The sequence below is a fragment of the Bartonella sp. CB10SXKL genome (assembly GCF_042195515.1).
Classification (GTDB): domain Bacteria; phylum Pseudomonadota; class Alphaproteobacteria; order Rhizobiales; family Rhizobiaceae; genus Bartonella.
Genome location: NZ_JBHION010000003.1, coordinates 43,886 through 63,061, shown reverse-complemented (window position 1 = coordinate 63,061; position 19,176 = coordinate 43,886). Strand labels below are relative to the sequence as shown.

Sequence of the window (19,176 nt, the reverse complement as noted above, 5' to 3'; positions counted from 1 at the left end):
AGCGAAAATGCACGCCCCAAGCGTGCATTGATCGATGAAATAAAAGAAGTTCACCACTGGAAAAGAAAGAAAACGCTCAGTCTTTAACCACTAAAACGGAACGCCCACGATACATTCCCGTTTTCAAATCAATGTGATGAGGACGACGTAATTCACCAGAATTTTTATCTTCGATATAAGTCGGCGCCTTCAGAGCATCAGCCGAACGGCGCATGCCCCTCTTCGCTGGAGAGGTTTTTCGTTTAGGTACAGCCATAAAAAGACACTCCAAATCCATTAAAACAGAAAAAGCAATGTCAAAAATGACAATGCTTCATTTAAAAACACCATAAAATTTTAAGATATTATACACTGATAAAAAAGAAGAGGCAATGTCAAAATGATCCTCCTCTTACTAAAAATGACCTTCTTGTTATCAAAAATGGTGTCACAATAATCAAAGGAATATCAAAAACACTGCAAAATTTGAGAATTTTATACACCAATGAAAGCTTTTTTATAAGACCTTCATTCAATTTTTATTTGGTTTAAAAAGGGATTTGCGCATACAGTAGAGATACGGATAAAAAGAGAAGTTGATTTTTAATAAAAAACGACGCCAATTTATGAAAACAAGAAAAAGCGACAACCTTTCTCTTTAAACTTCATAATTTCATTTTTGTAAAAACAAAGGAAGCAAGAATGCACGAATTTACCACCCTTCTTGCAAAACATAGAGACACCGTTGAAAAGCGGCTTGATACCCTGTTAAGTGATCAAATCCAAAATGGTGAAATTTCACGCCCTAAAAACTTAATCAAAGCCATGCGTTATGGTGTGCTGAACGGTGGAAAACGCTTGCGTCCTTTTCTTGTAATTCAAAGTGCTGCACTTTTTGATGTCCCTGTAGAACATTCTCTTGATGTTGCATGTGCCTTAGAATGTATCCATTGTTATTCGCTCATTCATGATGATCTTCCCGCTATGGATAACGATATACTCCGGCGTGGAAAACCCACTGTCCATGTAGCATTTGATGAAGCAACAGCAATTCTAGCAGGCAATGCCCTCTTAACATTTGCCTTTGAAATTATTGCTCATAAAGCTAGTATTTTATCTACAGATATTAGAATCAAGCTGATCACGTCTCTTGCACAATCGGCAGGGCTTGGCGGTATGTTAGGTGGACAAATGCTGGACCTTGAAGCTGAAAAAAGACCGCAAGAAAGTACTGACATTATCACTCTACAACACATGAAAACAGCAGCCCTGATAAGCTTTGCTTGCCAAGCAGGTGCCATCATTGGCAATGCATCTAAAGAATTAACTGAAAAGCTTACTGATTTTGGTACCTATCTTGGTTTAGCCTTTCAATTAACCGATGACCTTCTTGATGTCACCGCCAACACGCAAACCCTAGGAAAAACGGCTGGGAAAGATGAAACGGCACAAAAAGCCACTTTTGTTCATCTTTACGGCATTAAAGAAACCCAAAAAAAGCGAGATACACTCATCAGTAAAGCAGAAGCATTCTTACATCCTTTTGGCGCTAAAGCACTCCCCCTCCAACAAGCAGCACACTTTAGTGCAATACGCCAAAATTAAACTTCATCCGCCATATTGTACATAGTGTACACCATCATATTTATTGAATGCATAATAGACTTTTCAAAGAAACGTTACCATTAATCTCCATTATAGTCCTTATCATGAAATGGGTGCGACAAATCTTAAGAAGAATTTCATTAAAACAAGCCGCGTGAATTTATAACACAAATGCATTCTGGGTATCCTATTTTGCATGAAAAATGCCTTCCATTAAAGAATGAAAGAAAATGTGAAACAATGCGCAATCACTATGCTTTAAAAGATATTACCGTAGATGCTTTAAAGCCAAATAAAAAACGACCGAAAGAGGAAAACTCGTTTTCTCCTTTATGTCTTTAATCTTCTAACGATAAGGCAAAAAATAAACAGAATAAGTATAAAACCAGGCATTTTATAAACCCGTAAAAAACAATAAAAGAAGTACAATGCTCTAAGTAAATGCCCTCAGTAGAGAATCGTAATTTTTATGCCTTTCCACGCTATCTTGTTGTAGAAGATCAAATATGCTTACATTCTGTAAATTCACTCGTGTATTGCTTGCTCTCTAAAAACACTTTTACAAAAGTGCTCGTTGTTTAGTTTAAGCATCATTTTTTTGAAGCTCGTATTTAAAATATCAGAAAAAAATGAACATAATGGCTATTTTGATTTTTATGCCACCCTCAAAGAACAAAGTCTTTTAACCTAATCTGCTCTGTAAACAGTCTAGTTTCCTACCGAGTAGGTTTCTCTCGCTTTCTACGCATGCGATTCACTTAAACTAAAGACGCGATAAACAAGACTTAAGAATATTCACCATGCACTTCTTAAAATACTTAATGTATCAAACAGGATACCTTCACCACCCCTCAAATGACAGTATGTTACGGCATAACAGGATAAATAAAACCACTAATTTCAATAGAACGAAAAACCAAAGCAGTATTATTACCGATCTCTCTTTTCTTAGCAAGAAAGATATAACACATTGATTTATAATGATAATTCGTGGTTTTTCAACTTGAATAAGAACCCTGAATACCGTAAGATTCTCTCATTTCAAATCTGTGTATGTTAAATCAATCAAAATCACTTGCTTGCACGTCACAAACGGGAAAAGCCGTGTGGGGCAAAACATCAAAGAAAAGACTAAAAAAATGCCTCTTATGAACCGTCTTAAAAGCCAAGGGCTGTCCGCAACATTAGGGGCGAGAAAAGTGAATGATTGTGTCGGCATGCTCCTTCAAAAGCAGAAACATTTTTATTTACAAAAGTGTGTAATAACTTCAATTGAATAATAATCATGATCACTGTACAACTTTAATTCGTCACACTCTTTATCTCGTTTATTCAATTCATCGCATAAAAAGAGAATTGATAAGATTAAACAGAGAATGATCATTGCAACAGAAAGATAAAGAAAATCCTTATTATTATATATAATAGCGCAATCTAATTTGTGATAAGTAGTTTTTTCAATCCAAGTGCAAATTTCCTCCTTCAAGTGAAATTTTCTTATTAAAATGAAGAGCATCATTGTAAGTGAGCCTATACCTGTTGTAAAAGCTGGAAAATATGTCCACCTTTTGAAGCCATAATAAAAAAACATGCAACATGGCCAAGAAAATGCCGCGATTATCAAGAGTATTATAGCCATTTAATATCCTTCGAGAGAATTTTACCCATTACCCATTAAATGTCATTTGTAAATTCTTCTTGGTTTCATCATGTCATATATCGTGTTTAGCTCTATGCAAAAACGCGCTATTTGTTTAGTATTGTCATCATGACCAGCTCTCATACTAGACACAAGGTCAATAATTTGTGTTGTTGGGCTAATACCATTTCCACTTGAAGAATTAAGAAATTTTTTCGCATAATCAATCATGGGGTCGGTAGAATTCATAGACATATTATAAGCCCAGATAAAATCGCTTTCTCTCCAATTATAGTCATTCCGCAAACTGCTTATGACATTAGGTAACATTGCCCATGACATCTCCTCATTATAATCACCGCGCAATAAATTAACAAAACGTCCACATAAAACAATCAGTATGTGACGATGCCATATAATATCAAATTTGGGCGCTATATTCTGATAGCCACGGCTATAGACGAAATTTCTTGCTTGTTCCTGCTTTTGAAAATGTTCAAAAACCTCGTATTTTTCACTTATATATTCTTCGTAAAGGTTATTGTACTGCTCTAGACTATCTACGCGCGTACATCCCAACAACACGGATACAAAAAAAAGAGTTATAAATGTTACAATATGCGTTATGGATAACGATTTCACCGCTTTATCTTTTAATAACTACAATTTGTACAGCCTAACAGATTCCTATCAAATATATCAATATATGCTGTTTTCTTGTGGCTTATTTGTAGCAAATTGTACTCAACAATATTTCTGTACTTGGTTTTATTCCCTCTCAAAGAGGGGAGATATCATTCAAAGTTTCCATAGATAAGTTTATTATCTGGATAAGAGTATTTTCTAACATCAGAAAATACAGAGCTAACGCCACAATCAAAGAGAAAATACTCAAAAATGAGCTATAATGAGAATGAAAGATGTAAGAAAATATCTCAACAAGATGATTGATATTTTAAAGGAGGCAATGGTAAAATCCGCTAAATATACCAACAATAAAATAGATCATCAAAATATCAAAATCGATCATAAGGGAATTCTTATGAGGACAGGCTATAAATTGTCCGACTGTTTAAATTAGCTCTAATGAGATAAAGTGTTACCAGCAAGGAACCAATGAAAATGGGGGAAACTGCTCCATCACCATTCCTTAATAAGCATATAATCCAGCACAATCATTTTCTTTATCAGCGTCCAATCTTATCAGCAACTCTTGGCGCAATATTCATGAGCAGCATTTTTATTTCCTTTTTAACGATTATTATGCCACGCCTACTTATAAGGACAAGCGGATGACTTTGATTGCTTCAACATACATAGATTTTAAATAAGAGTAACTGACACTATTCAGCTTTCTCATTCAACATGCAAAAACAACGATGTGCCTTAATAAATAAAAGCCTTGCCCCACTATGAAACCCTATAAAACACGTATCGTAATAAGTTAATATTTTCACTGAACTTTTTTGAGAGTTCCTTCTAAAAAAAATACTGCCAACAAGTAAATCAATAAATAAATAGCAAAAATATAAACGAGTGAGAAAAAGCCAAATATATTGACCATATACGCACTCATGTAAAAAAATACCAATAAGCTAAATCTCCCAACGGTTGACAAGAAAGATTCATATGTAGCCCTGAAATGATCACTAATACTATCATGCAAAACAACTTCTACACGAAGATATGTATACTTAATGAGATAAAAAATCATACAGACTAAAATGACAGCAATTTCTTTTCTTGGTTCAAAGAAAGCAACGGTAAAAATCAGTGAAGCCGAAAGAAACAACAGTAAAATAAAATTCACTCTTTCACTTAGTTTTGTAAAGAGAAAACTAGCCAAGAGCTGAGAGAGCAATATCAATGAAAATGTCACACCAAGATCAAAATAAGTGACATTAATATCATAATCTTTAAATATCCACTGCCAATACTGCGAGAATATATTGAAAAAAATCAATGAAAAATAAAAGCATAAAGAGATATAAGGAACTTTAATAAAAATAGATAACATCTCCTTAGCTTCACAAATGAGAGAATTCGCTTTATTTGGTTTTTTCTCCCCCTTCAAGTCATCAAGAAAAAACAAACCAAATAGTGTTGTCATCAACATTAAAAACGCCGCGATATACCATATATATTGGCTAGAATAATCAGCAAAATATGCCCCGATTAAACTGAATATAAACATGCCGATGTAATTATATTGAGAGCTGGAACCAAGCACTTTTTTAGTGGATGTCACTTTTGCTTTTGCATATTGAACAAGTAAAGCATTATAAGCCCCAGCAATTAATGTTAGCGATAAGGCATTAAAAGTTTCTGCCAAAAGAAAACCATAAAAGCTTGTAGAAAATCCCATGAGAAAGAGCCATGTAGCAGCAAAAGCAGCTGCCAAAACGATCGATATTTTATAACTTTTTCGATCAGCAAAATATCCCAGAGGAATATCGGTAACCATCATAATAAAAGCCTGAAACGACTTAATGACACCTATATCAATAAGCGTTAAGCCTTTTTCAAGCATATAAAAGACAATAAAGGCGCCAGTTAAAATCCTTATACCATTAAATAAAAAGCCAAACGCTAATATACTTGTCATGCATTCCCCCAATAACGCCCAAAAAGGCACCCGTATACATCATTTTATGTCAATATAAAAGCTTATATTTTACGACAAATAGGACTATAATCGCTATAAGGATTTCCAATCCTATCAATTTGATACCCCAAAAAATGCTGGGAAAATGCCTGAAAAATCAATAAACAATGTTCTTTCTATAATTTGATATTTGAAGAATCCGTTAAATATTTTACTGTCTCAAGAGCAGCCAAAAAACCAGCAACAACATTTACGGATCTATTAAAGTATTCATATCGTTTTGCTTAATAGTCTTAACACACTTAAACTCATTAATATCCTTCATAAGCTTCTGATTCTAAAACAGGTATATCATCTGGTTTTACCTAAAATAATAAGCAACCAACAACAGTATTGACCATAGCTAAAGCAGCATACAACAGCACCCTCTTCACATTGAAGACAGCTTGTTTTAAAAAATGACACACCATTTTTACTTCAGCCTTATGCGATTTTTACCTCAACCTTGCCCAAAGCGTGTATGAATATAATCACTCAAAAGTGCTTCAAATTCTTCAGCAATGTGATCACCCCGCAAAGTTTTTACCTTTTGTCCCTCAATAAAAACAGGTGCCGCAGGACTTTCCCCCACTCCAGGCAAAGAGATTCCAATATCCGCATGCTTTGACTCCCCCGGTCCATTGACGATACATCCCATCACAGCAACCTTCAAGCTTTCAACGCCAGGGTATTTTTCACGCCAAATAGGCATATTTTTGTATAAATCTGCTTCAATTTTTTGCGCCAATTGTTGAAAGACCGTTGAGGTTGTGCGCCCACAACCAGGACAAGCCGCAACAACAGGCAAAAATTGCCGAAACCCCATCACTTGCAAAAGTTCTTGCCCCACCTTTACTTCTCGTGTCCGATCACCACCAGGTTTTGGCGTTAAGGAAATTCGTATCGTATCGCCAATCCCTTGCTGTAATAAAATGCCCAAAGCCACCGAAGAAGCAACAACGCCCTTTGTTCCCATCCCAGCTTCCGTTAATCCCAAATGAAGAGCATAATCACAACGCGCCGCTAAGGTGGTATAAACAGCAATAAGATCTTGGACGTCACTCACTTTAGCAGAAAGAATAATTTTATCACGTCCCAACCCCATCTCTTCAGCGCAAAGAGCCGATTGCAGAGCAGACTGCACAACAGTTTCCCGCATCACTTCAGCAACCGATAAAGGATTTTCTTGCTGTGCATTTTCATCCATAAGCCGTGTTAACAATGCATTATCAAGAGAGCCCCAATTCACGCCAATGCGAATAGGTTTATGATACCGACAAGCAATCTCAATAATTTCTGCAAATTGACGATCTTTTTTTGCGCCAAAACCAACATTTCCAGGATTGATGCGATATTTTGCAAGCGCCTCAGCACACGCAGGATGCTCAGATAAAAGCTTATGACCAATATAATGAAAATCCCCAACCAATGGTACAAAAAATCCTAACCTCTCCAATCGCTCCCGTATTTTTGGTACAGCAGCCGCCGCTTCATCGCGATCAACAGTAATTCGAACCAATTGTGAACCAGCTTGCCAAAGAGCAGCCACTTGAGCAACAGTTGCATCAACATCAGCGGTATCTGTATTGGTCATTGACTGTACAACTATCGGGCTCTGCCCCCCAATGATCACATCACCAACAGCAACACCAACAGATCGACGACGCTCAAGTGGTTTAGATAAAAAATAGGTCGTATTCATCAAGTCCTCAAATTTTTAAAACCTGCGCTATCAATCATTACTTACATTGACTTCCTCCGCGCTTCAAAGGACGAAAATTACACCGCCCACCAATCTTAACAGATTGCTCTCAAAAGGTTCTACCTACTAACACTGATGCAATTCAACTCATAGGTGGATTCATTCTATAGACGCACCGGATAAGTTCTACTACTTCTGTTCAAGTTTATACTTCTACACTTGGTTGATTCAAAAAGAAACTGAAACCAAACAGAGACAATACTGTATTTTTAAGTTGCATGCCGATACCTTACATCAACGTCATCACAAAACAGTGTTTTACAACACAACAGATAACGCCTAACAAAACACCATTTTTAAAATGCATGAAAGACATCGCCAAATTAATCCAACATATTGATTTATAATAATCTATTTTTTACAAATTTGAATGCTAAACCCAAATATCGTAAGATTTCCTCATTTTAAATCTTCTTAATTGAATCAATCAATACCACTCCCTACAGCCACAAGAGAATATGTAGATAAAAACTCCTTATAAACTATTTCAAGTGCCAAAAGATATCCCAACACTTTAAACAAACAAAAAAATGAAGACATCGCCCACCATCTTTATGATGAATCTTACACCATCTTGTAAAAATTTTTACCTTACATCCTTAACAAAAACCATCATGAAAAGAACTCGGACACATTAAAAAATGCCTCATTAAACTCAAACTCTTAATTTTCATCTCACCCACGCGCGGCATTATCAATGCAACTTTTCAATTTTCAAGCCGTTATAGCAAAACCCCAAACACAATTCCAACTGTCACGCAACAATTTAACACATGAAGGAGTCAATAAATGTGTCTATTTTCACCCCATAGAAAAAATGCTAAAATTAAAAAACGTATAGCACAATTAAAAAGAGAGCTGGTCCCCGTAAATCATTGGAGTTTTCAAAATGATAGCTTTGAAAACATTTCTGAGCTGTTTAACACATGGAAACAAAAAGGCCGTCACGCACTTTATCACCTCAACGAACATGCTACAGAATTAAAGAAAAAAGCGAAAGAAAATCCTAAAAAAACCCTCGCATTAGCAGCAGGAATTGTTTTAGTAAGCTTCTTGCTAATCCGTAAACATTAATAACACAATCAATAACCTTCCCTTTTAATGCCCGATTCAAAGCGGGCATTTTTATGGTTTACAAAATATAAACTTTACGTCTTTCTCCTAACTTTACGCCCTCTCCCAAAAGGATAAGTTTTCCAGCCATCCAGCCAGTCTATAATCCAGCTTTTGTCTATCGGAAACCTATCAACGCATGCGATTCACATCACCACCCCTCAAAGGAAAACATTTCTAAAGGCAACAAACAAGCCCTACAACGAATGTGCTCCCCACACAAACACTTAACGCATCAAAAAGATGCCTGATACCACACCTAAAATGAGGATATTCACGGGACAATAAGATAACAACTCAAATATTCAATCCAAAACTTCCCCCAATTTCCCAGCCTTCCCAAAACTTCATTATGTATATAGACTAAAAATAAAGAATTAATACTGGAAAAGCTTACACTTTTACTCTATACGCCCCCGATTGTCATTTTAATTGGGGAAAGGGGAGGATATTTTGATATTGAAAACCCACACTCCTCTCACTACCAGGTATTTTTTATAAAAAATACCTTTAGACAAAAGAAATGTTTCTCAACAACAATCATTGCATTTTCCTTTGAATTTCACACGAGCGTATTTGCAATAATTCTTCTATTTTTTCCAACTCATTTTGCCAAAATATAGAACAGATTAAACAAGAAAAACAACAGCTTGCACATTTTAAAAATCCACTCGATGAAATAAAAAAACGACATGGTTTCTTAAATAAAACATCCGCAGCTCTACAAAGAACATTCAAAAAGCAAAAGAGTCATGGCCTCCATCGCTCTAATTTTAGTCACTTTCAAAAATTGACAGGTATCAGCAGCAGCAAAAATACTGAAAAGAGGAAAGAAAAATTCTTATACTAAAGAGCCATTAAAAAACGCAAAATCAACAGCCACAGTTGATATTTTTGATGAACAAAAAGCCAAAACACAACATAGAACAAGCTATTTACGAAAAAGCGCGTGAAAAACAAAAAAACCATAAAACAGCTTATTGATCAACTTAAAAGTCCTAAAGATACTGATCAAATTCAGCCCATTCAAACACTCTACGCAGCCCTACAGATTCACGAATACGAGTTCTACAAATGAAAGCCTCGGCAATAACCCAACAAAGAAAAGAAGAATGTGAAGCGAAAGAATTTAGAAAACGACACAAAGATTATACCCAACCACTCTATAGTCATTAAACTAAAAAAAATTGTGAAAACGTACGAGTAGCTGATCATGAACTTGCCATAGAACGTCAGAAAAAAGCTGAAGAGGAAGCTAAACGAAAAGCCGAATATGAAAATGGGAAGCTGAAGCTGAAAAACGGAGAGCTGAAAGTGAAGCTAGAGGACGAGCTAAACTTTAAGAATTACAGTGAACATAACAAGAGAATATTCGTAAAATGTTTGGAACTGAAAAACAAAAAGAAAACGAAGGCATATTGACCTAGATAGATAACGATTTAGTCCCTTACAAAGACAAATAGACAACACCATTACACATCTTTCATCGGCTATATCTGCTCCGGTAACTACATTTTATACGCTCTATAGTGTGTCCCCATAAAGTACAATATTATGTATAAGCGTTTTTTAGCTAGATTATTGCGACAGTTTTCAAACTTAGCATCATTGTTATACACACAATACAGATTGATAATAACAACACATCTATCAGAGATAGATTTTTCAATGATCTGCCTCACATCATGCAAATATCACATAAAGAGTACACTCAGATAAAAAGAAGAACCTCCTTTCCACACCTCAAAAGATGATGTTGCTAGAAACGACAGGCAAAGCTTCCAATACTCCATCCCCCCTACTGAGTTATTTCAAAAGAAATGGAAGTGAGTAAAGATGCATGCGCTTTAATATTCTAAGGCACATTATTTTACATCATGAAATAGAATAATAAGAAGCTTAAGAGCTTTAAAAGATGTAGTATAGCAAACCAAACGAAATCTTCTAACGTGAATATCCATTTGCTATAAGTAAATGACGCAAAAATTAAACTGAAAAAACCCAAAATTTTATCCTCCAGAATCGACTCGCTGCGAAGTATCTACATAGGTAACCACGGACATGCCAGGAATGAGTTTTTCAATCCCTTCCTGTCCAGGATCTAAAGCAATCCGTACTGAAATACGTTGCGCAATTTTGATAAAATTACCAATTGTCGTATCCGTTTTTAACAATGAAAACTCTGAGCCTGTAGCAGGTGCAAAACGAACCACACGCCCTGTTAACTTTTTGTTGTTCAATGCATCAACAGAAAAAACAACCGGTTGTCCCACACGCATCTGAGAAAGTTGCGTTTCCTTATAATTAGCAATAATCCAAATATCATCAGAAATAACAGAGACCAATTGTGTCCCCGGCATAACATATTGCCCTACCCGCGCTCCAACTAATCCAATATAGCCTGTTCGAGGAGATAAAATCTTTGTATGATCGAGATTAAGTTTTGCCAACTCAACACTCACCTTCGCTCCAGAAATTTCTGACTGTAAACTTTGCCGTTCAAGATCCAATTGTTTTTGCAATTGGCGTTTTGTTTCGAGAGCTGTCAAGAGTTGTGAAAGAGGACGAGAAACAGAACTTGCCGCATCACCAAAACCTAACTTTTTACTATCTGGAACAACATTGGAAAATGCTCGTGAACGCGCCAACTCCACCTCTGCTGTATTAATCTCGCCCTGCAAAAGCTGTGCTTGTAATTCAATACTTGCCAGTTTTGCATTTTTTGAATCGAGAACAGCCTGTGCCCGTGCAAGCTGCTGGCGAAAAAGAGAATCATCGAGCTCAAAGAGCAGCATTCCCTTTTCAACGCGTTGATAATCTTGCACATAAATCCGTGCAATCACCCCAGAGATCTGTGAACTAACCAGAGTAACATTGCCCTTAATGGAAGCATTATCGGTTATTTGAATGTTACTCACAAAAGGAGGAAGTCTCCAAGCCCACAAAATCAGCAAAACACCCGTAATACCCGATAGGAATGCAACAATCGTAGCTTTTGACCGTAATGTTTTTATCATTTTTTTGCACCCCTCTTTCTATGACATTACTCTACTTTTCTAATGCGCGCAAAGAGCATGACTTAACAATCATTGTGACAAGAAAAATAACGAATACAACCATTGAAATATAAAAATAAAGCCGAAAAACGTCATCATAAGCAAAAATATTTGCTGTTAACTTAAATTTCTCTATCAACATAGAAGTACCTTGCTCACTTCTCAAGCCATTGGGAACAGAAACACCATAAGAAGGCGAAAATAAAGTATTCATCTCACCAGAAATAAGCGGATCAGTAATAATAATATTTTGTGTTAAGGACTCAAAGTTTTTATGGGCAAAATAAAACTGTAGGCTGCCAAAAAAAGCCGACCCCATCAATCCCCCTGTCACTTGCGTTAACAAAAAAACAGCAATAAAACTTAAAACGTAACGCGGTCCTCGCTCACCAGCGATCACAAACCCTTTGAAAAGAGCAGGAGGCAAAAAAAGTGCATAACTAAAACTCACCAACCCTTGGCTCAACATCATATCTTTCGGACGCGTTAAATAGTTTACATGACTGTCTAAATAAGCTCCCAACGCCAAACAACCTAAAGATAACAAATAAAAATAATCCTCACGCCCCGCCCGTAAAAAAAAGACACAAACAGCCCCCCCTAACAGAATCCCTAATGTCACCGCAAGATACATGGGCGCCATCTCACGATTGAGCAAACCAAAAAGATTAAAAAACCCTACGGGCAAATTTGACCGCTCCAATAAAAAAACATGAAAGATCAATAAAATAAAAACAGATTGGATCATTTCTTTACTGAAAATCCAACGTAAATCAATCAACGGTTTTTCTCTATTAAGCTCAATAATAATAGCAATAGCCAACGAGAAAATAGCAAGTGCGAGCCCCCAACCAATCCATGGTGCTTCATACCACCAATACAATATGCCAACAGACATGATCACAGCATTTAATCCAAGACCAAGAGCAATCAAACCATAGCTTATCCAATCTAATTTTTGAATAACCTTACTACGCACAACAGGAGTAAGAGGCAAAGTATAGATACAGACCAAGCTGATAAGAACCAACCCCATTTCCAGAGCGGAAAGACTGGAAAAACCACCATTTTCCAGCAAATCAGGAGAAATCAAACGTGATAAAGGTGCCGCTAAAGCCGCATTCATATAATTCAAACTAAGACCAATAGTAAACTTCTTTGCTGGAGCAAAAGCCTCCATCATATAAAGCAGCGCAAGCGAAGCCAAAGGAGCAGCAGCAATCCCAGCAAAAAAGCGAATAATCAATGCAGAACGCAAATCCGTAACAAAGAGCTGCAACACGCAAACCAAAACAAAGCCAAGAATTGATAATTCAGCAAAAGCGCGTAGCCCAAATTGATAGCGGATTTTGATCAACATAATCGCTACACTCACATTTGGCGCCATATAGGCCGCTACCAGCCATGTCGTCTCGGCCAAAGTTGCATGAAAATCACCCGTAAGATGGACAATATTAGACTGAACAATATTAGCCCCTAAACCATAAGCCCATTGCAAAATAAGAGAAGCCAAAATATAAACAAAGCACTTTGGCAAAGGTCCCGCAAAGACACGACCAGGACGAGGAAAGGGTTTTGCGCTCCTTTTAGCAGACACAACCGTACTCTTTTTTCCGCTCATGTCACCTTTTCCTGTATACTCTGCTACGCTTCTATCAATACAGCACCATCAGCTGACAACTGCTGGAAAAAAGACTCTATTTTATGATTGTCCTCATCACTTATCCCTCCTTCTAACGTCGCTTGAATCTGCAAAATCTGCTGTTCTAATGCATCAAAAGAAAGATTCTCTACAGCCACAACGTGCTCTACCAATAAAGAGCAGCCCGAAAAGGTAATATTTGCAACGCCCCCGCATACAGCAAATAATTTTTCACCCAAAGAGGTGCGAACACGAACACTACCCAACACAATACTTGCCACCAATGGCGCATGATGCGCCATAACTGTCAAATAACCTGAGGCTGAAGGAAGAACAACAGACACTACCTGCTCTGAAAACACAATTTTTTCAGGCGATACAAGCTCAAATAAAAAATGCTCTTCTCTATTGTTTTCCACAAAAATCTCCACAATACCCGATATAAGGACTCTTTGTTTTCTTCAACGATGCGTCCTTTTTAACGAAAAATACCCATGACAGTTTTTTCTTGAATAAGAAGCTTCTTACTAAGAAGCCTCTGCCATGAGACGCTTTCCTTTTTCAAGTGCTTCATCAATCGAACCAACCATATAAAAAGCAGCTTCTGGCAAATCATCATAATCGCCAGCACAAAGACCTTTAAAGCCTTTGATTGTCTCTTCTAAAGGAACGAGTTTCCCCGGCGAACCAGTAAAGGCTTCCGCAACATGGAAAGGTTGTGAAAGGAAACGTTCAATTTTACGCGCCCGCCCCACCAGCAACTTGTCATCTTCAGAAAGTTCATCCATTCCAAGAATAGCAATAATATCCTGAAGCGCTCTATAACGTTGTAAAATGGTTTGTACTTGACAAGCAACTGTGTAATGCTCTTCCCCCACAATCAATGGATCCAACATACGTGAAAAAGAGTCAAGCGGATCAACCGCCGGATAAATTCCCTTTTCCGCAATAGAGCGCGAAAGCACAGTTGTTGCATCCAAATGAGCAAAAGACGCTGCAGGCGCCGGATCCGTCAAGTCATCTGCCGGAACATAAATTGCCTGAACGGAAGTAATAGAGCCTGTTTTTGTACTGGTAATACGTTCTTGCAACGCCCCCATATCCGTTGCCAAGGTAGGCTGATACCCAACAGCAGAAGGAATACGTCCTAAAAGAGCAGATACCTCAGCTCCTGCTTGCGTGAAACGGAAAATATTATCCACAAAGAAGAGAACATCTTGTCCTTCATCACGGAAACTTTCTGCAATTGTCAATCCTGAAAGAGCCACACGCGCACGTGCTCCTGGTGGTTCATTCATTTGCCCGTAAACAAGGGCACACTTTGACCCTTCCGTTGAACCATTATTCTCTTTTGGATTCACATTCACGCGGCTTTCGATCATTTCATAATAAAGATCATTTCCTTCACGTGTACGTTCTCCCACACCAGCAAATACAGAATAGCCACCATGTGCTTTTGCAATATTGTTTATAAGCTCCATAATGAGAACGGTTTTTCCAACACCAGCACCACCAAACAAGCCAATTTTACCCCCTTTAGAATAAGGGGCTAACAAATCCACGACTTTAATACCGGTGACGAGAATTTCCGAAACAGTCGATTGCTCAACATATTCAGGTGCCTCTTGGTGAATAGAACGTGTTTTGGTTGAAGCGATTGGTCCCACATTATCCACCGGCTCCCCAATCACATTCATAATACGTCCCAACGTTGCTTCTCCTACAGGAACGCTAATTTGTGTGCCTGTATCCACAACCTTTTGGCCCCGCATCAAACCATCAGTCGTATCCATAGCAATCGTACGCACGGTATTTTCACCCAAATGCTGCGCAACTTCTAATACCAAGCGATTACCTAAATTCTCTGTTTCCAAAGCGTTGAGAATATTTGGCAATTCACCTTCAAATTGCACATCAACGACAGCACCAATAATCTGCTTGATTTCACCAACAGCGCCTTTTGCACGCTCTTCTTTTTTTGCGGATGTATCTTTTTTTACAGGTGTATCTTTAGCTGCATCACGCGCAGGTACAGAGGAAGCCTTTACATCCACTTGAGATTTCGAAGCGGCTTTTTTCACGCTAGAACGAGCAGCTGGTTTCTTTTTTTCACCTTTTTCTGTTCCTTTGCTTGAGGTTACTGCTTTTACCATCAATCCTTACCTTCTCCATTTAAAGCGCTTCAGCGCCCGCAATAATTTCGATCAATTCTGTCGTAATCTGTGCTTGACGTTGACGATTATAAGCCACCGTCAATTTACTAATCATTTCACCCGCATTGCGCGATGCATTATCCATAGCTGTCATCTTGGCGCCCATCTCACCAGCAACATTTTCCAGCAAAGCCCGAAAGATTTGCACCGAAAGATTACGTGGTACAAGGGCCTCTAAAAGAGACGCAGCATCAGGTTCATATTCATAAACAATCGATTGTGAACCTGTGTTATGATCGGTTTGCTCCACAACATCTATTGCCCCAACAGCTGCTTTTGGAGCAACCATTGGAATCAAATCCAAAGCTGTTGGACGCTGATTAATTACGGAAACAAATTCAGAATAAAACAGCGTACAGACATCGAAAGCGCCTTCATTGAATAAATCAACAATCCGTTGACTAATCATCACTGCCTCTGCAAAACCAATTCGCTTTACAGCATGCAAATCGATATGGTCAATTATCAAGCCTTTGTAATCACGCGATAAAATATCCGCGCCCTTTTTACCCACAGTGATAATTTTTACTATTTTATCAGCCGCCAACAATGCCTTAATCTGTTCACGTGCACGACGAGCAATTTGCACATTAAAAGCACCACACAAACCGCGCTCAGCAGTACACACCACCAAAAGATGCACATCATCGCGCCCCGTACCACGCATAAGAGCAGGCGCATCAACACCATCTACATCAGCAGCAACACTGGTCAAAATATCAGCCATTTTCTTCGCATAAGGGCGTGCAGACTGCGCTGCCTCTTGAGCACGATGCAACCTTGCCGCTGCAACCATTTGCATAGCTTTGGTAATCTTTTGTGTTGCTTTAACCGAAGCGATACGGTCTCTAAGATCTTTTAGTGAAGCCATTCAAGCATTCCATCAATTCATCACGAGAAATTTTTCGCATAAGTATCAAGAACAGTTATCAACTTATCTTTCAGCTCATCTGTTATTTGCTTTTGCTCAGCAATTGCCTTTAAGAGATCTTGATAATCACTACGCAAAAGCACCAAAAGTCCCTGCTCAAACCGCGCAACATCAGAAACCGCCAAAGCATCAAGATAGCCATTCACACCCGCGAAAATAACCACCACCTGTTCTTCTGTTTTGAGTGGAGAAAATTGTGGCTGCTTCAACAACTCTGTCAAGCGCGCACCCCGATTTAACAAACGCTGGGTTGACGCATCCAAATCAGAGCCAAACTGCGCAAAAGCTGCCATTTCACGATATTGCGCCAATTCACCTTTAATCGAGCCAGCAACTTGCTTCATCGCCTTAATTTGTGCGGCAGAACCAACACGCGATACAGAAAGACCAACATTTACAGCAGGACGAATTCCTTGATAAAACAAATTAGTCTCTAGAAAAATTTGCCCATCAGTAATCGAAATCACATTTGTAGGAATATAGGCAGAAACATCATTTGCTTGCGTTTCAATAACTGGCAAAGCTGTCAACGACCCAGATCCATTTTCCGCATTCAACTTTGCAGCCCGCTCTAAAAGACGCGAATGCAGATAGAAAACATCTCCCGGATAAGCTTCACGACCTGGAGGACGACGCAATAAAAGAGACATTTGACGATACGCTACCGCCTGTTTTGACAAGTCATCATAACCGATCAAAGCATGTTGCCCATTATCACGGAAATACTCACCCATAGCACATCCAGCAAGAGGTGCAATAAATTGCAATGGTGCTGGATCAGAAGCAGTCGCTGCAACAATAATAGAATATTCCAGCGCTCCACGTTCTTCTAAAACTTTAACGAATTGTGCCACCGTCGAACGTTTTTGACCGATAGCCACATAAATACAATAAACTTTATCTTGCTCTCGTCCAGCCCCTTTTTCATGAAAAGGTTTTTGGTTTAAAAATGTATCGAGCAAAATTGCTGTTTTTCCTGTTTGGCGATCACCAATCACCAATTCACGCTGCCCCCGTCCAATAGGGATGAGTGCGTCAATCGCTTTCAATCCGGTCGACATCGGTTCATGGACAGACTGACGCGGAATAATTCCAGGAGCCTTAACATCGACACGACGACGCTCTGTTGCTTTAATGGGCCCCTTACCATCTATAGGGTTTCCCAACGCATCAACCACACGCCCAAGCAAAGCGGGGCCCACAGGAACATCGACGATAGCGCCTAACCGCTTTACACAATCACCTTCACGAATATCACGATCTGAGCCAAAAATGACCACACCAACATTATCAACTTCCAAATTGAGTGCCATACCGCGCACACCGTTTGGAAAGGCGACCATTTCCCCTGCTTGGACATTATCCAAACCATAAACGCGAGCAATACCATCTCCCACAGAGAGAACCCAACCAATTTCTGAAACCTCAGCCTTTTGGTCAAAGTTTTTGATTTGCTCTTTTAGAATTTTTGAAATTTCAGATGGTCTAATATCCATCAGCTGACCTCTTTTTTCAATGCAAGCTTAAGCGAAGACAATTTTGTGAGAAGGGACGTATCAATTTGAGACGACCCCACACGAACGATTAATCCACCAAGAATTGTTGGATCCACAATGATGTGCAGCAAGACTTTTCCTCCAACAACACCTTCCAAAGCCTCACACAACTCTTGTCTTTGTTGAGAACTTAAGGGGCGCGCAGAAACAATTTGCGCAGTAACCTGCCTACGCACGCGTGCAACACAACGCTGGAAAGCATGTAAAATACCAAATACGGCACTAAGCCTACGGTTTATTACAATAACGCGTAAAAAATTACCAATGACCTGCCCTGCGTTTTTATCAGCAAATTTGATGTTTGCACAAACAGATTGCATCACCTTAATTTGCTCTTTAACTGAAAAGAATGGACTGAGCACAAAGAATTTTAAATCCTTATTCTCCAAAACAAGCAAAAGATCCTCTACTGCCTTTTCAACCTTTTCGACATTTCCGGCTTCTTGAACGCAATCAAAAAGCGCTTGCGCATAGCGTTGATCTACCAACGGCAGCGGTATGAGAGAAAATGAATCCGACACGAAATACCGCCTCTTTCCCTTGAGCGACTCTCTGATAGTTATCAGATGAAATGAAACAGACATTCTCAATCTTAAGAATCTTCTTCTTAAAACCTAGAACAAAAATCACTTGGTTTCTAGCATAGACATAGCCGACTCGCAACACCACAAATCGCTGCTTTTCAAAAATTTTAATAAAATATTCAAAATATTTTTGAAAAGCATTTTTTTAGATATACAGGATGGCATCACAGTTTTTTTATGCCTCTTTTTGACATTCTCTGAGCGATTTTTTCACTCTCTTTGATTTTTCTTCAAACGCTCTTGTCACCAAACGCTCTTGTCACCATAACAAAACATTCCCTTTATCACCACAAAACCTTTAACGAAAGACGACGGCGACTGAAAAAGTCTATTATTTCAAACTGATAAGAAAGAAAAAACAATGAATATCCTCCTAAAAATTAAAGAAAACATTGATCTTTTTTCTTCAAACACCCACTCCTTTTAAAAAATTTTACCAAGTAATATTTTCT

The 19,176-nt window shown here is 38.3% G+C and carries 13 protein-coding genes; 2 read left to right on the top strand and 11 right to left on the bottom strand.

The genetic code is table 11. From position 1 onward, the window contains the following. Positions 1–76 precede the first annotated feature (76 nt). Complete coding sequence (rpmF, locus tag ACFIK3_RS02650; protein ID WP_005774555.1) at positions 77–256, bottom strand: 50S ribosomal protein L32; 180 nt, start codon at positions 254–256, stop codon at positions 77–79. A gap of 425 nt (positions 257–681) precedes the next feature. Between rpmF and ACFIK3_RS02645 the strand changes: the two genes are divergently transcribed. Beyond that, positions 682–1,584 carry a polyprenyl synthetase family protein gene (locus tag ACFIK3_RS02645; RefSeq protein ID WP_273790503.1) on the top strand — a complete coding sequence of 301 codons (903 nt, stop codon included), beginning with the start codon at positions 682–684 and terminating at the stop codon, positions 1,582–1,584. Positions 1,585–3,265: 1,681 nt separating this feature from the next. Here the strand turns inward: ACFIK3_RS02645 and ACFIK3_RS02640 are convergent. The 3 genes from ACFIK3_RS02640 to ispG all read right to left on the bottom strand — a co-directional run bounded on the left by ACFIK3_RS02640 (position 3,266) and on the right by ispG (position 7,569). Next, positions 3,266–3,865, bottom strand: coding sequence for a hypothetical protein (locus ACFIK3_RS02640; RefSeq protein ID WP_375676207.1), 600 nt, complete (start codon positions 3,863–3,865; stop codon positions 3,266–3,268). A gap of 811 nt (positions 3,866–4,676) precedes the next feature. Further along, a complete protein-coding gene (locus tag ACFIK3_RS02635) occupies positions 4,677–5,828 on the bottom strand; it encodes an MFS transporter (protein ID WP_273790505.1) in 1,152 nt (383 codons plus the stop codon). 499 nt (positions 5,829–6,327) lie between these two features. Next, positions 6,328–7,569 (bottom strand): flavodoxin-dependent (E)-4-hydroxy-3-methylbut-2-enyl-diphosphate synthase, encoded by a 1,242-nt coding sequence (gene ispG, locus ACFIK3_RS02630; protein ID WP_273790506.1) that lies wholly within the window; start codon positions 7,567–7,569, stop codon positions 6,328–6,330. An 849-nt stretch (positions 7,570–8,418) separates the two neighbouring features. Between ispG and ACFIK3_RS02625 the strand changes: the two genes are divergently transcribed. Continuing rightward, positions 8,419–8,703: a hypothetical protein gene (locus ACFIK3_RS02625; RefSeq protein ID WP_273790507.1), complete on the top strand. Its 285-nt coding sequence runs from the start codon at positions 8,419–8,421 to the stop codon at positions 8,701–8,703. A gap of 2,048 nt (positions 8,704–10,751) precedes the next feature. Here the strand turns inward: ACFIK3_RS02625 and ACFIK3_RS02620 are convergent. The 7 genes from ACFIK3_RS02620 to atpH form a co-directional block, all read right to left on the bottom strand. Continuing rightward, positions 10,752–11,759, bottom strand: coding sequence for an HlyD family secretion protein (locus tag ACFIK3_RS02620; protein ID WP_273790508.1), 1,008 nt, complete (start codon positions 11,757–11,759; stop codon positions 10,752–10,754). A 31-nt stretch (positions 11,760–11,790) separates the two neighbouring features. Beyond that, positions 11,791–13,419 (bottom strand): MFS transporter, encoded by a 1,629-nt coding sequence (locus ACFIK3_RS02615; RefSeq protein ID WP_375630912.1) that lies wholly within the window; start codon positions 13,417–13,419, stop codon positions 11,791–11,793. Between the two features lie 23 nt (positions 13,420–13,442). Then, entirely contained in the window at positions 13,443–13,859 is a 417-nt protein-coding gene (gene atpC, locus ACFIK3_RS02610; RefSeq protein WP_375654377.1) for an ATP synthase F1 subunit epsilon, read from the bottom strand. 108 nt (positions 13,860–13,967) lie between these two features. Beyond that, on the bottom strand, positions 13,968–15,593 hold the full coding sequence (atpD, locus tag ACFIK3_RS02605) for a F0F1 ATP synthase subunit beta (RefSeq protein ID WP_375611724.1): 1,626 nt from the start codon (positions 15,591–15,593) through the stop codon (positions 13,968–13,970). 19 nt (positions 15,594–15,612) lie between these two features. Beyond that, positions 15,613–16,524 (bottom strand): F0F1 ATP synthase subunit gamma, encoded by a 912-nt coding sequence (locus ACFIK3_RS02600; RefSeq protein ID WP_273790512.1) that lies wholly within the window; start codon positions 16,522–16,524, stop codon positions 15,613–15,615. A 20-nt stretch (positions 16,525–16,544) separates the two neighbouring features. Beyond that, entirely contained in the window at positions 16,545–18,080 is a 1,536-nt protein-coding gene (gene atpA, locus ACFIK3_RS02595) for a F0F1 ATP synthase subunit alpha (protein WP_273790513.1), read from the bottom strand. Next, positions 18,080–18,661 (bottom strand): ATP synthase F1 subunit delta, encoded by a 582-nt coding sequence (gene atpH / locus ACFIK3_RS02590; protein ID WP_375676206.1) that lies wholly within the window; start codon positions 18,659–18,661, stop codon positions 18,080–18,082. Before atpH ends, atpA begins: the two co-directional genes overlap by 1 nt. Between the last annotated feature and the right edge of the window lie 515 nt (positions 18,662–19,176).

Excerpts from the sequence above, each read along its gene's own strand:
- rpmF (WP_005774555.1), bottom strand. The coding sequence starts at position 256 with ATGGCTGTACCTAAACGAAAAACCTCTCCAGCGAAGAGGGGCATGCGC.
- ACFIK3_RS02645 (WP_273790503.1), top strand. The coding sequence starts at position 682 with ATGCACGAATTTACCACCCTTCTTGCAAAACATAGAGACACCGTTGAA.
- ACFIK3_RS02635 (WP_273790505.1), bottom strand. The coding sequence starts at position 5,828 with ATGACAAGTATATTAGCGTTTGGCTTTTTATTTAATGGTATAAGGATT.
- ispG (WP_273790506.1), bottom strand. The coding sequence starts at position 7,569 with ATGAATACGACCTATTTTTTATCTAAACCACTTGAGCGTCGTCGATCT.
- ACFIK3_RS02625 (WP_273790507.1), top strand. The coding sequence starts at position 8,419 with ATGTGTCTATTTTCACCCCATAGAAAAAATGCTAAAATTAAAAAACGT.
- ACFIK3_RS02620 (WP_273790508.1), bottom strand. The coding sequence starts at position 11,759 with ATGATAAAAACATTACGGTCAAAAGCTACGATTGTTGCATTCCTATCG.
- ACFIK3_RS02615 (WP_375630912.1), bottom strand. The coding sequence starts at position 13,419 with ATGAGCGGAAAAAAGAGTACGGTTGTGTCTGCTAAAAGGAGCGCAAAA.
- atpD (WP_375611724.1), bottom strand. The coding sequence starts at position 15,593 with ATGGTAAAAGCAGTAACCTCAAGCAAAGGAACAGAAAAAGGTGAAAAA.
- ACFIK3_RS02600 (WP_273790512.1), bottom strand. The coding sequence starts at position 16,524 with ATGGCTTCACTAAAAGATCTTAGAGACCGTATCGCTTCGGTTAAAGCA.
- atpA (WP_273790513.1), bottom strand. The coding sequence starts at position 18,080 with ATGGATATTAGACCATCTGAAATTTCAAAAATTCTAAAAGAGCAAATC.